Origin of the sequence: Chitinophaga sp. CCNWYY40, from assembly GCF_037483205.1 — a bacterium.
In the GTDB taxonomy this organism is placed as follows: domain Bacteria; phylum Bacteroidota; class Bacteroidia; order Chitinophagales; family Chitinophagaceae; genus Chitinophaga; species Chitinophaga ginsengisegetis.
Genome location: NZ_JBBHLF010000003.1, coordinates 42,189 through 58,462 on the forward strand (window position 1 = coordinate 42,189; position 16,274 = coordinate 58,462).

The 16,274-nt window shown below is 44.8% G+C and carries 16 protein-coding genes; 6 read left to right on the forward strand and 10 right to left on the reverse strand.

What is annotated here, in order from left to right:
* The first annotated feature begins 136 nt into the window (after positions 1-136).
* The 6 genes from V7S65_RS10790 (at position 137) to V7S65_RS10815 (ending at position 8,480) form a co-directional block, all read left to right on the forward strand.
* Entirely contained in the window at positions 137-2,518 is a 2,382-nt protein-coding gene (locus tag V7S65_RS10790) for a TonB-dependent receptor (RefSeq protein WP_336387127.1), read from the forward strand.
* Positions 2,519-2,539: 21 nt separating this feature from the next.
* Positions 2,540-3,403 carry a DUF4249 domain-containing protein gene (locus tag V7S65_RS10795; RefSeq protein WP_111579047.1) on the forward strand — a complete coding sequence of 288 codons (864 nt, stop codon included), beginning with the start codon at positions 2,540-2,542 and terminating at the stop codon, positions 3,401-3,403.
* Between the two features lie 119 nt (positions 3,404-3,522).
* On the forward strand, positions 3,523-4,401 hold the full coding sequence (locus tag V7S65_RS10800) for a sterol desaturase family protein (RefSeq protein WP_336387126.1): 879 nt from the start codon (positions 3,523-3,525) through the stop codon (positions 4,399-4,401).
* A 154-nt stretch (positions 4,402-4,555) separates the two neighbouring features.
* Positions 4,556-4,945, forward strand: coding sequence for a BlaI/MecI/CopY family transcriptional regulator (locus tag V7S65_RS10805; protein ID WP_079473376.1), 390 nt, complete (start codon positions 4,556-4,558; stop codon positions 4,943-4,945).
* A 10-nt stretch (positions 4,946-4,955) separates the two neighbouring features.
* The gene (locus V7S65_RS10810) at positions 4,956-7,235 is read left to right on the forward strand and encodes a M56 family metallopeptidase (protein ID WP_336387125.1); all 2,280 of its coding nucleotides are present in this window, start codon (positions 4,956-4,958) and stop codon (positions 7,233-7,235) included.
* A 114-nt stretch (positions 7,236-7,349) separates the two neighbouring features.
* Positions 7,350-8,480 (forward strand): C1 family peptidase, encoded by a 1,131-nt coding sequence (locus tag V7S65_RS10815; RefSeq protein ID WP_336387124.1) that lies wholly within the window; start codon positions 7,350-7,352, stop codon positions 8,478-8,480.
* A gap of 161 nt (positions 8,481-8,641) precedes the next feature.
* On the opposite strand, the gene V7S65_RS10820 is transcribed toward V7S65_RS10815, so the two are convergent.
* The 10 genes from V7S65_RS10820 to V7S65_RS10865 all read right to left on the reverse strand — a co-directional run bounded on the left by V7S65_RS10820 (position 8,642) and on the right by V7S65_RS10865 (position 16,015).
* A complete protein-coding gene (locus tag V7S65_RS10820) occupies positions 8,642-8,929 on the reverse strand; it encodes an acylphosphatase (protein ID WP_079473374.1) in 288 nt (95 codons plus the stop codon).
* A 448-nt stretch (positions 8,930-9,377) separates the two neighbouring features.
* The gene (locus V7S65_RS10825) at positions 9,378-9,977 is read right to left on the reverse strand and encodes a 2'-5' RNA ligase family protein (protein ID WP_079473373.1); all 600 of its coding nucleotides are present in this window, start codon (positions 9,975-9,977) and stop codon (positions 9,378-9,380) included.
* A 131-nt stretch (positions 9,978-10,108) separates the two neighbouring features.
* Positions 10,109-10,870, reverse strand: coding sequence for a triose-phosphate isomerase (gene tpiA / locus V7S65_RS10830; protein WP_336387123.1), 762 nt, complete (start codon positions 10,868-10,870; stop codon positions 10,109-10,111).
* Between the two features lie 9 nt (positions 10,871-10,879).
* Positions 10,880-12,058 (reverse strand): putative sugar nucleotidyl transferase, encoded by a 1,179-nt coding sequence (locus V7S65_RS10835; RefSeq protein ID WP_336387122.1) that lies wholly within the window; start codon positions 12,056-12,058, stop codon positions 10,880-10,882.
* Between the two features lie 70 nt (positions 12,059-12,128).
* Positions 12,129-12,380, reverse strand: coding sequence for a type B 50S ribosomal protein L31 (locus tag V7S65_RS10840; RefSeq protein WP_079473370.1), 252 nt, complete (start codon positions 12,378-12,380; stop codon positions 12,129-12,131).
* A 74-nt stretch (positions 12,381-12,454) separates the two neighbouring features.
* Positions 12,455-12,946, reverse strand: a complete 492-nt coding sequence (locus V7S65_RS10845; RefSeq protein ID WP_079473369.1) for a YajQ family cyclic di-GMP-binding protein — start codon at positions 12,944-12,946, stop codon at positions 12,455-12,457.
* A gap of 93 nt (positions 12,947-13,039) precedes the next feature.
* Positions 13,040-13,774 carry a head GIN domain-containing protein gene (locus V7S65_RS10850; protein ID WP_336387121.1) on the reverse strand — a complete coding sequence of 245 codons (735 nt, stop codon included), beginning with the start codon at positions 13,772-13,774 and terminating at the stop codon, positions 13,040-13,042.
* A gap of 51 nt (positions 13,775-13,825) precedes the next feature.
* Positions 13,826-14,908 carry a hypothetical protein gene (locus V7S65_RS10855; RefSeq protein ID WP_079473367.1) on the reverse strand — a complete coding sequence of 361 codons (1,083 nt, stop codon included), beginning with the start codon at positions 14,906-14,908 and terminating at the stop codon, positions 13,826-13,828.
* Positions 14,892-15,449 (reverse strand): hypothetical protein, encoded by a 558-nt coding sequence (locus tag V7S65_RS10860; protein WP_336387120.1) that lies wholly within the window; start codon positions 15,447-15,449, stop codon positions 14,892-14,894. The genes V7S65_RS10855 and V7S65_RS10860 overlap by 17 nt, the downstream gene beginning before the upstream one ends.
* Positions 15,449-16,015: an RNA polymerase sigma factor gene (locus tag V7S65_RS10865; RefSeq protein WP_079473365.1), complete on the reverse strand. Its 567-nt coding sequence runs from the start codon at positions 16,013-16,015 to the stop codon at positions 15,449-15,451. The genes V7S65_RS10860 and V7S65_RS10865 overlap by 1 nt, the downstream gene beginning before the upstream one ends.
* Between the last annotated feature and the right edge of the window lie 259 nt (positions 16,016-16,274).

Below are 16,274 nucleotides of genomic sequence, written 5' to 3' on the forward strand. Positions count from 1 at the left end.
TTCGTTAAATCGTGTTATAACACAATTATGATTTAAAAAAATAATTTATCGCCGTAGGGGTAACATATTTTTGCAACGTCTTATATGCATGCTACAAAAATGCAACAGACATAATATAAAACTGCATCTGACTTTTATGAAAACTAAGGCAACCATGTTGCTGTCTCTGCTCATTTTGATCCTCGCAGGACAATCAGCAACCGCACAGCAGCAACGATATACCGTAAGCGGCTATGTAAAAGACAAGAAAAACGGGGAAAGCCTGGTAGGCATTTCCATTGGCAAAAGCGGCACCAGTCTGGGTACCGTGAGTAACCAATACGGATTTTATTCCCTTACGCTTCCGGCCGGAGAACACGAACTGCAGTTCTCTTATATGGGCTACGGTACCTATAAAACAACCGTTAACCTGAGAAAGAACGTTACACTCGATGTAAGCATGGAAGCCACCAGCAGCCAGCTGAACGTAGTAACGGTTAACGGCCAGAAACAGGAACGGACCGTTAATACCCTGAATACCAGCATCAACAAACTGGATATACAGCAAATGAAAAAGATGCCCACCTTCATGGGTGAGGTAGATGTACTGCGGGCCATCCAGACCCTCCCCGGTGTTAACACCGTTGGTGAAGGCGCTTCCGGCTTTAACGTACGCGGTGGTAACAGCGATGAAAACCTCATCCTCCTGGATGAAGCGCCTGTATACAACTCCACCCACATGCTTGGCTTCTTCTCTGTATTCAACCCGGATGCTGTTAAAAGCCTCAACCTCATCAAAGGTGGCTTCCCCGCTGAATACGGTGGCAGAACTTCTTCCGTATTGGATATCCGTATGAAAGATGGTAACAACCAGGACTTCAACGTAAACGGCGGTATTGGTAACATCTTCAGCCGCCTGTCGGTGGAAGGCCCGCTGGTAAAGGATAAATCCTCCTTTATAGTGGCCGCCAGAAGATCTTACATAGATATCCTGATGAAACCTTTTGTAAAGGGGGATATGAAAGATACCAAGCTCAATTTCTACGATCTCACCGCCAAAGCCAACTACAAATTCAATAAAAATAACTCCTTGTTTGTAAGCGGTTATTTTGGCAGAGACGTTTTTGGTTTTGGAAAAGATATAAACATGAACTGGGGCAACACTACCGCCACCGTAAGATGGAACCACGTATTCACCAACCGCCTGTTCATGAACTTTACTACTTATTATAGTAAGTATGATTACAGCCTGAAGTTCAACAACGATTCCAAGAAAGCAACCAATGAAGATTCACAGGGATACGACTGGACATCTAACATTATCAACTACGGTGTAAAACCTTCCTTCACCTATTACATCAATGCCGCCAACAGCCTGCATTTCGGGGTACAAGGCATTTATTACACCTTTAAACCAGGTACAGGTACCAGCACGGAAGGATCACTTAAACACGTTAAACAAATTAATGATCAGCACGCACTGGAATCAGCCGTATACCTGGATCATGAATTTAAACCAACAAAGAAATTCGGGATCCAGTACGGAGGCCGTTTATCTGCCTATCAGTTCATCGGTAAAGGAACTGCCTACTATTTTAATGATACCACACCAGGCATCCGCAAGCGATTAATAGGCAGCAAAGACTACAATGGCAATGACCTGATCAAAGGTTACTATTACTTCGAACCCAGGATCAGTGCCCGGTATGCGTTTACAGATGAACACGCCGTGAAGCTGGCCTATAGCAGAACTACACAGTTCATGCACCAGCTGTCCAACACCGCATCCCCTACTCCCCTGGATATCTGGACGCCCAGCACCAACAATATCAAACCAATGGTGTCTGACCAGTATACCGCAGGCTACTTTTACAATGCACCTAACGATGCCTACGAACTGTCGGCCGAAGTGTTTTATAAAACCACCGACAACCAGCTGGATTACATCGACAACGCCAACCTGCAGCTGAACCCTCTTATCGAAGCAGATCTGCTGCCTTCCCAGGGACGTGCATATGGACTGGAACTCTATGCGAAAAAAGATATCGGCAAAACTACCGGTTGGGTAAGCTATACGCTGTCACGCACAGAAAGAAAAACCATCGGTATCAGTATGGATGAATGGTTCCTGAACCGTTACGACCGCACCCACAACCTGAACCTGGTGTTAACACATACTTTCACGAAACGTACCTCCCTGTCGGCCAACTGGGTATTCGCCTCCGGCACACCGGGAACTTTCGCGGATAACAGGCTGGAATTCCAGGACTGGGACATTCCTTACAACAGTACCGAGAAACGCAACAACTACCGCCTGCCTGCATATCACAGACTGGATCTGTCTATGACACTGAAAGGCAAACAGCTGAAACGCTGGAAAGGAGAATGGGTATTCTCACTGTATAACGTATATGGCCGCAGAAATGCCTACACCATCTACTTTAAACAAAACGACGATGATCCTACCAAACGGGAAGCAGTACGCCTGTCTATCATAGGCTCTATTATCCCTGGTATCACATATAACTTCAAGTTCTAATTGTCCAAAATTCAAGATCAGATGAAAAAGTCATTATTCCTCATATTGTTTGCTGTTGCTGCAGGTTTCACCGCCTGCGAAGACAAGATTGACCTGGACATTGCGAAAGGAATATCCTACCCGGTACTGGATGCATGGATTACCAATGAAGCCGGTATACAAACCATCAAGTTTACCATGTCGGTTCCTTATACGGATAACAGCCCGGCTCCCATCATCGATGATGCGAAGATCACCCTGTTTGACCTGACCACCGGCGAGTCTTATCCGTTCCTGTTCAAAGACAACAAATACACCTACAACGCTTCCAACAAAGCTATCGGTGTTATAGGCCACGGATACAAGCTGCATGTGGAATTCAAAGGTGAAATATTTGAAGCGTTCGACAGTATCAAAAGAGTAACAACCATAGATTCTATCTCTTATGAATTCAAAACAAAAGAGGAATCTATCAGCAACAAAGAAGGCTACTACGCCAAGTTCCACGCCAGGGACCTGGCCGGTGCAACAGATTATTACTGGATCCGCTCCTACCGTAATGATACGCTCAGGCGCCTGGAAGATAACTTCTCCATTGACGGTTCCTACGATGAAGGCGTTTCCGATGGCAACACATTCATTTTACCGATAAGAGAAGGCATCACTGACTATGATAAACCTTTCCAGGCAAATGAAAAGGCCATTGTAAGAATGCTTTCCCTCACCCACCCAAGCTACGATTTCCTTACCCAGGTAAATAACCAGGTAAATTCCGGCGGATTATTTGCCAAAGTGTTGGAAAACGTAAAAAGCAATGTACATAATACCACTCCTTCCGGTAAAACGAGGATCCTGGGCTGGTTTGGTACGTCTGCCGTGAGCCGCGCAGAGAGAACATTTAAATAGTGCCTGTTTTTAATACTACAATGCAGCGGGGAAACTTTTTCTCCGCTGCATTTTTGCTTTCATCACCGCGGGAAGCCCGGCAAAAAATCGGTAACTTCCGTAACAGAAAGTTTCCACATATGCCTCCCGACCTGATAACATATGCCATTCCCGGATTTGTGCTGTTGATACTGCTGGAAATCGTTTTTACGGCCATCGATAAAAAAAATATGTATGAGCCCAAAGATGCCCTCAGCAGCATTGCAATGGGCCTGGGCAATGTGTTTATCGGGATCTTCACCAAAGCCGTTATTTTTGGTATCTATCTTTTTCTTTACCAGTTCCGGCTGTTTACGTTGGGCTTTACCTGGTGGGCATGGGTATTATGTTTTTTTGCAGATGATTTCAGTTACTACTGGTTCCATCGCAGCAGTCATAGTATCCGTTTCTTCTGGGCCTCACATGTCATCCATCATTCGTCTGAAAAATACAACCTCGCCACCGCCCTGCGTCAAACCTGGACCGGCAATTTAACCGGCACCTTTACTTTCTGGCTCTGGATGCCGCTCGTTGGGTTCCATCCGGTGATGGTAATGAGCATGCAGGCCATCAGCCTGATTTACCAGTTCTGGATTCATACAGAAGTGATCCATAAATTACCGGCGCCCATAGAGTACGTGTTCAACACGCCCTCCCATCACCGCGTGCATCATGGCTCTGATATCGATTACCTGGACCGGAACCATGCGGGGATCCTCATTATCTGGGATCGCATGTTTGGTACCTTCACCCCGGAGAAGCAACGACCGGTATATGGTCTCACTAAAAATATACACACCTATAATCCCTTCCGTATTGCCACCCATGAATGGCTGGATATCTGGCGGGATGTGCGGCACGCCCGTTCTTTACGTGAGGCCGTGCACTATATTTTTGATGCCCCCGGCTGGAGTGCAGATGGCAGCCGGAAAACCACGCGGCAGCTGCGAAGGGAACAGGCCCTGCCTGCCAGGGATTGAACGTTGGCAAGCCTCATTTCCTCCCCTCTCTTTTTGTTAAAGAAAATGCAATTTTAAAAAAATCTTCCCCGATATTTTGCAATTACGAAAACTATCGTACATTTGTTTACGAAGATATTCGTACAACAATAATCATCATCCATAAATCATTGCTTTGAAACAGATCCGGCCTACAGAAAGTGAATTGGAAATTTTGGGCGTTCTATGGGAAAAGGGCCCCAGCACCGTTCGTGAGATACATGATATCTTATCTCAAACGAAAGATGCCGGCTACACCACTACCCTCAAACTGATGCAGATCATGCATGAAAAAGAGCTGTTGCAGCGCGATACCAGCAGCAAAACTCATGTATACACTGCCGCCATTTCACAGCAGAAAACACAGCAACAATTACTGGATAAAATGATAGATACCGTTTTTGGCGGTTCGGCTTCACAACTGGTTATGCAGGCCCTCGGCCATCATCAGTCGTCGGGAGAAGAACTGGAAAAGATCCGGCAATATCTTACTGCAATAGAAAAAGAACAAAAGGAAAACAGGTAAATCTAGTACTATGAATGTATTACCTATTACGGGCGACTTCGTGCGCGCCCTGGGTTGGACCATCCTTCATTCCATGTGGCAGGCGTTCTTCATCTATACCTGCTTACGGATAGTATTAAAACTCTGGCCACAGGCAGGCGCACGGATAAAATACAATCTGTCGCTGCTCTCGCTCTCGGGCATTTTTACCTGGTTCCTCGCTACGTTGTATATGCATGTGCAACGACTGCAGGAAGCAAGAGAAGCAGTACTACACTTCAGTGGCACCCTTACTCCGCAGGAAACGGTTCATCTCACCGCCGTGTATCCCAGCCAGGACCCGCTGATATGGCTGTTTCCCAACCTTGAACTTTGTTTTCCTTTCCTGGTAGCACTATACATTACCGGTATGGCCGGCATGATCGTCAAACTATTATCCGATCTGTTTCAACTCCGTAAGATCCGTACTACCCGGATAGAGCCCATGGGAGAAGCATGGGATAAACACCTGGATAAACTGGCCGCCAGATTACAGATTCCCCGCAAGGTGAAACTCCTCATCTCCAGGCATGTACAGGTTCCCGTGATGCTGGGATTTTTAAAACCCCTCATCCTCTTACCGGTAGCAATGGTGAATAACCTTACGGAAGCCCAGCTGGAAGCAGTACTGCTACACGAACTGGCGCATATTAAACGCAACGATTATCTGTTGAATATCTTCCAATCAATTGTTGAAACAATTCTTTTCTTCAATCCTTTTGTATGGCTGATTTCCAAAATCATCCGTATGGAAAGGGAACATTGTTGCGACGACCTGGTTATAGCCAGCACCGTACAACCACTGCAATATGCGCATGCACTGGTAGCGTTGGAGGAATACCGCCTTACCGCCAACCGGCTTACTATGGCTGCTGCAGACAGTAAACAACATCTGTTTCACCGCATTAAACGCATCATGGAAATGAAAACTAAACACCTTAATTATAGCCAGAAATTTTTAGCCGTACTCATCATCGCCACTGGCCTTATCTCTATTGCGTGGCTAAACCCTGCTAAAGGAAAAGATCATAACGACCAGCAGCAACCGGCAAAAGCAAAAATTGTAAAAGACAGCGCTCCGCAGAAAAAGCTGGCCGCCGTTGAACCGGATGAAACTACCCGCAAATTCCGGGAACAACTGGAAATTGCTACCACAGATACCGTTCTTCCTGCGCCACCACCAACACCTGCTCCTGAACCGGTAACTGCTCCTGAGCCTGTGCCAGCACCATTACCACCAGTGGCACCTCTGGCGCCATTAAAAGAGGATCTGTCAGTAGACCTTTCAGATATCCAGGTAACAGACCAGAGCAACGTTTCCACTAATGTAAATACACAGGTAAACGTAAATAAGAATAATAAACGCACTGCAACAACCAACAAAGCGCAGGCATTTAATTACAACTATAAATTCGACTACCAGGTCAACAAAGATGAAGTACGCCAGCAGATCCGGGAAGCACAAAAAAGCATCCAGCAGGCCATGCAGCAGCTGAACCAGGTAAATATGAAAAAAGTACAGGCGGATATAGCCGAAGCCACCAAAAATATTAAATGGGATGAAGTATCTGCCGAAGCCCGTAAGGCACAGGAAGAAAGCGTGAAAGCCCTGAAAAATATTGACTGGGGCAAAATCAGCGCCGCACAGAAAGAAGCCGCTGAAGCACTGAAGAACATTGATTTTGCTGCACTCAACAAAAATCTCCAGGCCGCTTACGCTGGCATCAACACCAAGGAATTCTATGATAAGGTAAGCAAAGAAACTAAGGCGGGTCTTAAAGCAGCCAGCCAGGCCACACAACATGCTGCCTCCTCCCTGGAGGAAGCCCGTAAAAACAGGGCGGAAGCACTCGCCAATGCCGCAAGGGTACGGGAAAATATCGCCAGGGAAAGAGAAGTTACCCAGAAAAACAGGGATGGAGAACTAAGAGCGAGGGAAGGCGATGAAAGAGCAAAAGAAGGAGAAAGAAGAGCGAAAGAAGGAGCTGAAAGAGCAAAGGAAGGTGAAAGGAGAGCGAAAGAAGGGGCTGAAAGAGCGAAAGAAGGTGAAAAAAGAGCCGCCTTTTATAAAGAAATGATCTCCCAAATGGAGGCAGATAAGCTCCTGGACGCCAAAAAAGGTTATAAGGTAGAAAAAAATGAAAACGGGCTGTTCATCAATGATGTTAAACAACCGGACAACGTGGTAAACAAATACCAGAAATACCTGCAAACAAAACAGGTGATCATAAAAGGTTCTGCAAACTCATATCATTCCGATATACAAAACTGATTTACTGCCATTCTATTGCAGATTACATCCGTACCATTACCGTTCATACGGTAATGGTATTTTTTATTATACGGGTTCGCTTATCTTTAGGTTAATAATTTAATGAAATCGCATATGAAAGCATTTTGTTTAACCCTTGCCGTGTTCACCGCCTTAGCAGCAGGTGCACAGGAAAAGGGCGTTGTAATCAGCAATCTGGAAAACGGTAAAATCAATGCAGCCACCCCGGTTAAAAACCAGGGCATGACCGGCACCTGCTGGTCATTCTCCTCTACTTCTATGGTAGAATCGGAGTGTTTACGAAAAGGACTGCCGGAACTGGATCTGTCTGAAATGTTTACCGCCCGCAATATCTATATAGAAAAAGCCAAAAATTATGTTCGTCGCCAGGGCTTCGCCCGTTTCGATGAAGGCGGACTGGCACACGATGTAATCCATTCCATAGCTGCCTATGGCATAGAACCGGAAAGCGTTTACAGCGGCTTAAAAGGCAATGCCACCGTCCACAACCACTCAGAAATGGTGGTGACCATGAAAAAATACCTCGACAGTATCATCAAAGTATCGCCGGTACCGGATAACTGGATATCACAGTTTACAGGGATCCTCGATCAATACATGGGAGCGCCTCCTGCCACTTTTGAATATAACGGCAAAACATATACTCCGCAAAGCTTTGCAAAGGAAGTGGTTAAGTTCAATGAAGACGATTATGTTTTCCTGACTTCCTTTACACACCATCCTTTCTACAAGTCCTTTATCATTGAAGTACCGGATAATTTCTCCAACGGCGCTTATTTCAATGTGCCCGTAAAGGAACTGACCGGTATTACGGAATCCGCCCTGCAAAAAGGCTATACGGTATTATGGGATGCAGACGTAAGCAACCGCGGGTTCGCCAGCAGCAAAGGATTTGCATTACTCACCTCACCGGAAATCACACTGAAAAAAGATAGTATCGATCCTGATATGACTGAACCCGTATATACACAGGATTCACGTCAAAAGCTATACGAAGAGTTGATTACACAGGATGATCACCTGATGCACATTACCGGAATAGAAAAATCACCAAAGGGTAAAACATTCTTCCTGGTAAAAAATTCATGGGGTAAAAATTCCAGTCCGTTTGGTGGCTACGTAAATGTATCCGAAGCTTACTTCGCAGTAAACACCATCACGATTGTTGTTCCAAAAGCCGCACTGGATAAGTCTTTCCAAAAGAAATACACCAGTACTAACTAAATAAACATGCATGACAAAAGCGCAAAGAAATTTTCACGGTTGTATTCAGTTGCGTTGCTCCGTAAAATTTCTTTGCGCCTGTTGTCTGCCGGTCACGGATAGCTTTATCTGCGATTGATTGGCATAGGTAACGAAGCACCTGCTGTTACCGGACCAGGGATTTATGAATAAAGGATAGTAAACCCTTTGATATGTTGTACATCACCGTCGGTGATTTCCAGTTCCTTCACTGCAGCCATAGCAGGCCCCGACCTGCACCATGCAATAAAATCTTCCATTTCTTCCGCTGTTCCCTCTGCCAGTATCCATACACTTCCGTCCAGCAGATTTTTAACTTGTCCTTGTATATGCATTGAATCGGCTACACGCTTTGCATTAGCTCTGAATCCTACTCCCTGCACACGGCCCTTCACAATAATTTCTTTGTGTACAACTGTCCTGGTTGCCATAAATTTATAACGATTTTCCCTGTAATGGTCTTCTTCGGATGGGGTTATATCACATGAATACAGCTCCCACTCAAAACATACTAAATATTCGTCAAAGATACAAACAACCGGAAAACTAATTACAGACAGGAACCTTCAGGGCATACCAGAAAAAGAAGAATTGGTTAAACAAACAATTATCTGAACCAGGATTTACCGGATTTATGGATACGCAGCAACCTATGAAAATGCTTGCCTACGGATCTAATAACCACTACAGTTCTATAGCCAGCCTGCAACAGCAGCTGAAAAACTGTAATAGCAACAGTATGAAAGGATGGTTAACTTGAGGGAAACAAACATTGATGAAAATTGATATAGGGGATAACAAATTATTTTATCCGTAACATTTCACCAATCCTGCGAATCTACCATCCGGTAATTCCTGAATCAGACTATAGTTCACTGCTTATGCAGCAGCATAATTAAATAATGAACCTACCATGTGCTCAATATCTCCAAAAACAAAGTCTTTCACCCGCTCATACTTACCACCGGACGCCGGTCTTTTCAACAGGCTAAAACAATGGCAGTTAAAGCTGCGCACAAAAATCTGCTGCGCCAGCAATGGCATGATCATATTTACCTCCGCATCCTGCAAACCTCTCGCCAGCATAATATGCGGCTTGAATGTTTGTGGTTTCAATTCAAAAGTTTGCATAATGCTGCGGTGTAAATCGATCAGTGGCTTGGGATTGGCTACATTGATGAAAACACTGTTGTGCCCGTCCGCATGCCTCAGGGCATCAATCTTTGCCGTATAGATGGCAAAGCCAGCCTGTTTACGCGCTACCTCTTCCAGCATATCAACAAAATCGTCCTGGAAACGCTCAGGGAAAGCAGACCTGAACAAGGCCACATGAACCGGTGCAGCAGACATCATCGTATCGCTTAACTCAGTTGCTACAAACTGACGGATACGGGTCACATCTTTCGCAACCAATGCATCCGGATTCACTACCACCAAATAATCAAATACCTCTTCCGAAATTTCATAATTCGTATTCATAACCTGATATTTTAATTCTTCCTGTTAGAATGACAATACGAATATACAACCTTTTTTCAGAAATACTAATATTTTTAGCATTATTTACTAAAAAAATACGCAGTTATTATAACTGCGTATTTCTCAATTACTTAAGATAACTTCTCAATAATCGCCACAAAGTCGGCTGCCACCAGGGAAGCGCCACCAATCAAACCACCATCTACATCCGGGCTGGCAAAGAGTTCCGCCGCATTACCGGGTTTCGCGCTGCCACCATATAAAATGGAAGTATGCAAGGCTGCCTCACGGCCAAATTTATTAGCAATCTGCGAACGGATAAACGCATGCATGTCCTGCGCCTGTGCGGAACTGGCTGTTAAACCGGTACCAATAGCCCAGATCGGCTCGTAAGCAATCACCACATTCTTCAACTGCTCTTCTGTAAGGTGAAACAAACTTTCTTCCAGTTGTTTTGCCACATACGCATTCTGCGTTTCTGCCTGTCTTATTTCCAGCGGCTCACCACAGCAGAAAATAGGTTTCAAACCGTTAGCCAGCGCCTGGTCTATCTTCTTAGCCAGCATAGCATTGCTTTCCTGGAAATATTCCCTTCTTTCAGAATGACCCAGAATAACATAATCAACACCTATTGATTGCAGCATTTCAGCAGATACCTCACCGGTATAGGCACCGGATTTTTCACTGTAGCAGTTCTGTGCTGCCACATAAAAACCAGGATAGCTTTTCAGCAACGATTTTGCTTTCTGCAGATAAGGAAACGGAGTAGCGACTATTACTTCCTGTCCTTCTTTCAGTTTCAGTCCTGCCTGCAGGATATCGTTGATCAACTGCTCGCCCTGTGCCAGCGTAAGGTTCATTTTCCAGTTACCTGCAACAATTTTCTTTCTCATACTGTGATATTAAGTTTTAAGGTCTTTCTGATTTATTTGTGCATATAATGCTTCCAATACCTGCTTATCCTTTTCCGTAAGCTCCTTCCCTTTCAACGCCATCCAGTTGACGGCATCCTTCAGTGCTTCCGCCAAACGGTAAGTGGCCTGATCCCCCCAGCTGAATGAACCCACAAATTTCGGCGGAAAATGCCCGCCAAACACATTGCACGATACCCCGATCACAGTACCCGTATTCAGCATGGTATTAATGCCGCACCTGCTGTAATCCCCCATCAGCACACCGCATTTTTTACCCGCGGATACGGCCTCTCCCTGCGCCTCCATCCATACTTTCACGTCAGATACATTATTCTTCAGGTTGGAACCCGATGTATTGGCCCCGAGGTTACACCATTCCCCTATCACTGCATCTCCCAGGTAACCATCATGCCCCTTATTGGAATACCCAAACATTACGCTGTTCTTGATCTCGCCTCCACCGGTACAATACGGCCCCAATGTAGTGGCGCCATATATTTTAGTCCCCATTTTCAATACCGCCCCTTCGCCCATCGCAAAAGGTCCCCTGATCATACAGCCTTCCATCACTTCCGCATCCTTCCCGATATAAACCGGCCCTGTAGCGGCGTTCAGCACACTGTACTCTACCTTTGCGCCTGGCTCCACGAAAATGTCCGTATGATTGATCTGTTGATTGGTGTGTGATAAGATAGCAGATTCCCTGCCCTTTGTAAGCAGCTGATAATCTGCCCTGATTGCTTTATCGTTGAGCGCAAAGATATCCCAAGGCTTATAAATTCCCAGTACTTCCCCCGGATAATTTTTCCGGGCGCCCGGAGCCAGCAAAGGCGCCCCCTCCCCCTGCACCGCTTTCGCCAGCAATTCGTTGTCTTTATACAACTCCTCTTCCGGTTGTAACTCACGGATAGCAGCTACCAGTCCGGCGTCCGGCAGTATATGTCCACTCAGTAAGATGTTAACGGTTGGGGTGCCTTTGTATAGCAGGGGAAATTTGTCCTGCAGATGCGGTACGGTGAAATGACTAGTACCTGTACCCAGCCAGTGCTCCCACTTCTCCTGTATGGTGAGTATTCCTACTCTGCAGGCAGCAATGGGTCTTGTATGCGTAAAGGGGTATAACAGCTCACGTACGGGCGTGTCAAAAAGAATATAGTTACGCTCCATAGGGGACTAAAATAAAAAATCCCATCGATAAGCCGATGGGATTTTTCTAAAAAATATTTTACTTTAGAAACTATGCTTTCTTAGCGTAGCGCTTGTTGAATTTGTCAATACGTCCTGCAGTATCCACCAACACATTCTTACCAGTATAAAAAGGGTGAGAAGTATTGGAAATTTCCAACTTAATCAACGGATACTCATTACCATCTTCCCACTTTGCAGTTTCTTTGGAAGGAGCGGTAGAGCGGCTTAAAAAGCTCTCGCCGTTTGACATATCTTTAAATATCACAAATCTGTAACTTTCTGGATGGATTCCCTGTTTCATATCAAAATTATTGTAAATACAGGGTGCAAAGTTAACTAATTTTCTTTAACACCCAAAGATTATTCGTAAAAAAATCAGGATTTCATGTTAATATACTGCAAAGGTATACCCAGATTGGATTCCTTCGCCTTTTGTATAACCTCCTGTAAGTCATCGATCTTCTTCCCGGTTACCCGTACAATATCGTCCATAATGGCCGCCTGTACCTTTAAACCGGCATCCTTGATCATCTTTACTATCTTCTTGGCATCTTCCTGTTTAATACCATTACGCACCGGTATTTCTTTCTTAAATACCTTCCCGCTCTGGTAAGGCTCCTTACTCAGATCGTAAATACTGGCGTCCAGCCCCTGGCGCATCGTCCGGCTTACCAGCACATCCAGCACCTGGCCCAGTTTCATATCACTTTCTACCTCTATATTCAGCACCAGTTCTTTCTTATTCAGCTCAATCTCCACATGTGAACCCTTGAAATCAAACCTGTTGGTGATCTCTTTCTTCACCGTGTTAATAGCATTATCCAGTGTCTGTAAATCTACTTTGCTAACAATATCAAAGGACGGCATAATTAAAATTTTTATATTCGAACAACAAATATAAAAAAGAAAAAGCAGGTAGAGAACTACCTGCACGTTATATACTCTAAATCTAACTTGTTATTATATCTTGCTGATCTTACCCATGCCGGACACAGACTGGGTAATACTCGGTTCTCCTTTATATTTTACCTTTCCCATACCGGAAATGCCTACGTCCAGTTTCTTCTGCACAAATACATCTGCCTTACCGGTACCGGAAATACCAATCTTCGCATTTTCAGTGGACAGATCCAGCGCTGAAATATCAGCAGAACCGGAAATACTATAATCGGCGTTATCCGTATTGCCCTTCAGGGTAAGGTTACTGGCTCCTGCAACGCCCACTTTCAGTTCATGGGTACGAATGTCGAGGTCGGCATCAGCCGCACCACTGAACCGCAGCTCTATACGGTCGCTGGTAAGCTTTCCCTTGCTGGTAAAACCACCGGCGCCACTGGCCGATAATTTATCTACCTTCTGCAGGGTGATGTATACTTTGATTTCTTTGGTAGGCTGAATATTGTACCCTTTCTTTGAATGGATTCTTAATTCGCCACCGGCAATATCTGTCAGGATATATGGCAGCAGGTTATCTTCTGCCTCTACCCGGATAGAATGGGTATTCCCCTGTTCAATCACCACCTTATAAACACCGGAAGTACTGATATCTGTAAAGGCAGACGCATCCCGGGATTCCTGTTTCACATTTCCGTTTCCCTTTATTCTTTCATCGCTCTGACGCGTAAAGGAAACAAGTACACTGGCCGTAAGCAGCAATGGCAAAGCAACCAGGAAGTAAGCAGCGATTCGTTTCATAGTGTAACTTTATTTTAAAAAGATTTTAGAATGGCGTTCTGATCTGTTTAATTAATAGGTACCCAGTTTTACATCGGTGTTTGTACCACGTATTTTTATATAAGGAGATGATTCACTTCCTCCCCCCGCCAGCGCCTTAAAACGCAGGTTCGAATTCATCTTGTTGGAGATCACATTCTTCAGCTCCAGCCCACCGGTATCCAGATCCCCGTTTACCAGGTTCGCTTCTATCGATAATGGCTGCCTGGAACCAAAACTGATATTCAGATCTGAATACGTGAGTTGAAAATCGGCCTGCTTAAATCCGTTGCCCACTTTTTCTATCTTCACATCTCCATAGGTCATATTCAAATCAACAGACTGCTGCAGTTCTCTTAACCGCACATCAGAATAAGTACCCCGGCCAGACACGGCACCTGTTACATCCATTTTATAATCATCGTAATTGGAAGAAATTCTCAGGCTGCCCACGCGGTTAAACGCATACTCACTATAGTTGGAATTGGCATCCAGCGATTCCAGCTGTCCGCCACGGATAGCAGAATAATTCCCCCTCACCCTTACATTGGCCGCTTTGCCAACCTTGCCCTTATCACAATAATTTATTTTGAAGACAAGATCCTGCGCCTCGCGGATATCAAATGTGCAATAGTTCATTTCCAGGGTGACAGGGAAACTGAACTTATCCGCTATCACATCGCCAAACTGGTTCTTCACCATTAAGTTCTGCAGGCTTTGCGGAATATAAATATCGTAGTCAATGTTCACGTAATCTTTCGAATCCATTTTACCACCCCATGAAAACCAACCGGAATTGTTCTTCGACGGGTTGTAATAAGTAGTCAGCGACACACCGTTGTTACCCTGGTTGGTGTTCACTTCCACCAGTTCTGCAATGGCTTTCGCCTGCTCGTCATTTTTACCGAAACCGGTAACGGTGATGGTTGCTTTGATTTCGTTTTTGTTCCACGCATGAAAAATGATTTTGCCGTACTTATTGGAAAGGTTTAACGTGGCGTTATCATTTACGGTGAACTCCTTTACAATGGTTCTTTTATAAGTAGTAGATCCGTTGTGGGCCTGCGCCAGTAAAGGCAGCAGCAGGAATAACAAGCACTTAAATTTCAGCTTCATAATGTTTTTTTGTTTGACCGGGAGCTACATGTTTATCGTGTAACGCTTCCAAAATTTTATCCAACAGATCCAGCTTCAGCTGGTAGTAGCGCACCATAGCAGCGCGGATTCTTTCATTGCCCGGATTATTTTTTAATTCTTTCTCCAGTGCTTTATAAGTATCGTTGCGAAGTTCCAGTTCCTTACGGGCAGCGCTATCCAGCCCCAGTGCTGAATCGGGATAAGCATCAATCAGCTGCAGTTTTTCGTTTATGCGCGACGTATAGTAAACGCCCGCTTCCTGTATATCAGGCGCTAACACAGCAAGTTCCTGCTGCTGTGGCTGACGGTGTTTGGTGAAGTAAAAAAGAGCGCCTGCATTGGCCAGCAATACTGCGATCACGGCTGCTTTAAACCAGTTTTTCTGTAAAAGGGAAATCACCTTTCCTTTGCGCCTGCCCGTCAGCTCCTGCTCCAGTGCGCTCCAAACCCTCGGTGAAGGGCCCTCTTCCTCAAATTCGTTCCGGTGCTGGCGGATAAAACCTTCAAAATTGTCTGGCATTAACGAGTTACATTTTGCTGTTTTACAATTTGTCTTACTTTCTCCTTTGCACGCATGTACTGCGTTTTTACAGTAGATTCGGTAATACCCAGCATTTCTGCTATTTCCCGGTGTGAATACTCTTCAAAAAGATAGAGATTCAATACCGTCCGGTATCCCTGTGGTAAACCATGTATGGCAGACTTTACAGCGGCAACGGTCCAGGTAAACTGGGCCTCATCAATGCCCTCTTCTGCCAATACTTCCACTTCATCCACTTCTTCAAAATACACCTTCTTCTTACGCAGTGTATTCAAACAGTGGTTTACCACAATCCGCTTGATCCAGGCGCTGATACTGGCCTCACGTTCCAGCTTATGAATGCTTTTGTGCACCTGGATAAAAGCCTCCTGCAAAGTGTCTTCCGCATCATTCACATTATTGGTCATACGCAGGCAGATGTTATACATCGCAGCCGAATAGGCTTCGTACAATTCACGAAATGCACGGACATCTCCTTTTTTGCAGCGTTCTACTATATGTGCTGCGAGTGGCGTCTGATTCAAGTTAGTGGCTGATGCTTTCATTATAAAGACAGTAATTGTAGAAAAGGTTGCATGATGCTGACGGGGAAATTTCCGGTTTAGTGAGACTTTATCCGTTTAATTAACAGCAAAAATTTGTTATCTTATTAATTATTAATTATTTATATAGAATGGATGAAAGTAATGCCCGGCAAAAAATTTCTTCAAAATTATTTCTAAACCACCTCTCTCCAATATCAAATTATACCAAACCGCCGTTTCCTGTGATGAAACCACTTGTTAAAGTGGTAAGGAAAACGCA

What these genes read in the sequence shown, in the direction of transcription:
- V7S65_RS10825 (WP_079473373.1), bottom strand. Translation starts at nt 9,977, where the DNA reads ATGAATACGAATTATGAAATTTCGGAAGAGGTATTTGATTATTTGGTG.
- V7S65_RS10840 (WP_079473370.1), bottom strand. Translation starts at nt 12,380, where the DNA reads ATGAAACAGGGAATCCATCCAGAAAGTTACAGATTTGTGATATTTAAA.
- V7S65_RS10850 (WP_336387121.1), bottom strand. Translation starts at nt 13,774, where the DNA reads ATGAAACGAATCGCTGCTTACTTCCTGGTTGCTTTGCCATTGCTGCTT.
- V7S65_RS10800 (WP_336387126.1), top strand. Translation starts at nt 3,523, where the DNA reads ATGCCTCCCGACCTGATAACATATGCCATTCCCGGATTTGTGCTGTTG.
- V7S65_RS10855 (WP_079473367.1), bottom strand. Translation starts at nt 14,908, where the DNA reads ATGAAGCTGAAATTTAAGTGCTTGTTATTCCTGCTGCTGCCTTTACTG.
- V7S65_RS10835 (WP_336387122.1), bottom strand. Translation starts at nt 12,058, where the DNA reads ATGGAGCGTAACTATATTCTTTTTGACACGCCCGTACGTGAGCTGTTA.
- tpiA (WP_336387123.1), bottom strand. Translation starts at nt 10,870, where the DNA reads ATGAGAAAGAAAATTGTTGCAGGTAACTGGAAAATGAACCTTACGCTG.
- V7S65_RS10860 (WP_336387120.1), bottom strand. Translation starts at nt 15,449, where the DNA reads ATGCCAGACAATTTTGAAGGTTTTATCCGCCAGCACCGGAACGAATTT.
- V7S65_RS10820 (WP_079473374.1), bottom strand. Translation starts at nt 8,929, where the DNA reads ATGGCAACCAGGACAGTTGTACACAAAGAAATTATTGTGAAGGGCCGT.
- V7S65_RS10790 (WP_336387127.1), top strand. Translation starts at nt 137, where the DNA reads ATGAAAACTAAGGCAACCATGTTGCTGTCTCTGCTCATTTTGATCCTC.
- V7S65_RS10865 (WP_079473365.1), bottom strand. Translation starts at nt 16,015, where the DNA reads ATGAAAGCATCAGCCACTAACTTGAATCAGACGCCACTCGCAGCACAT.
- V7S65_RS10845 (WP_079473369.1), bottom strand. Translation starts at nt 12,946, where the DNA reads ATGCCGTCCTTTGATATTGTTAGCAAAGTAGATTTACAGACACTGGAT.
- V7S65_RS10810 (WP_336387125.1), top strand. Translation starts at nt 4,956, where the DNA reads ATGAATGTATTACCTATTACGGGCGACTTCGTGCGCGCCCTGGGTTGG.
- V7S65_RS10815 (WP_336387124.1), top strand. Translation starts at nt 7,350, where the DNA reads ATGAAAGCATTTTGTTTAACCCTTGCCGTGTTCACCGCCTTAGCAGCA.
- V7S65_RS10795 (WP_111579047.1), top strand. Translation starts at nt 2,540, where the DNA reads ATGAAAAAGTCATTATTCCTCATATTGTTTGCTGTTGCTGCAGGTTTC.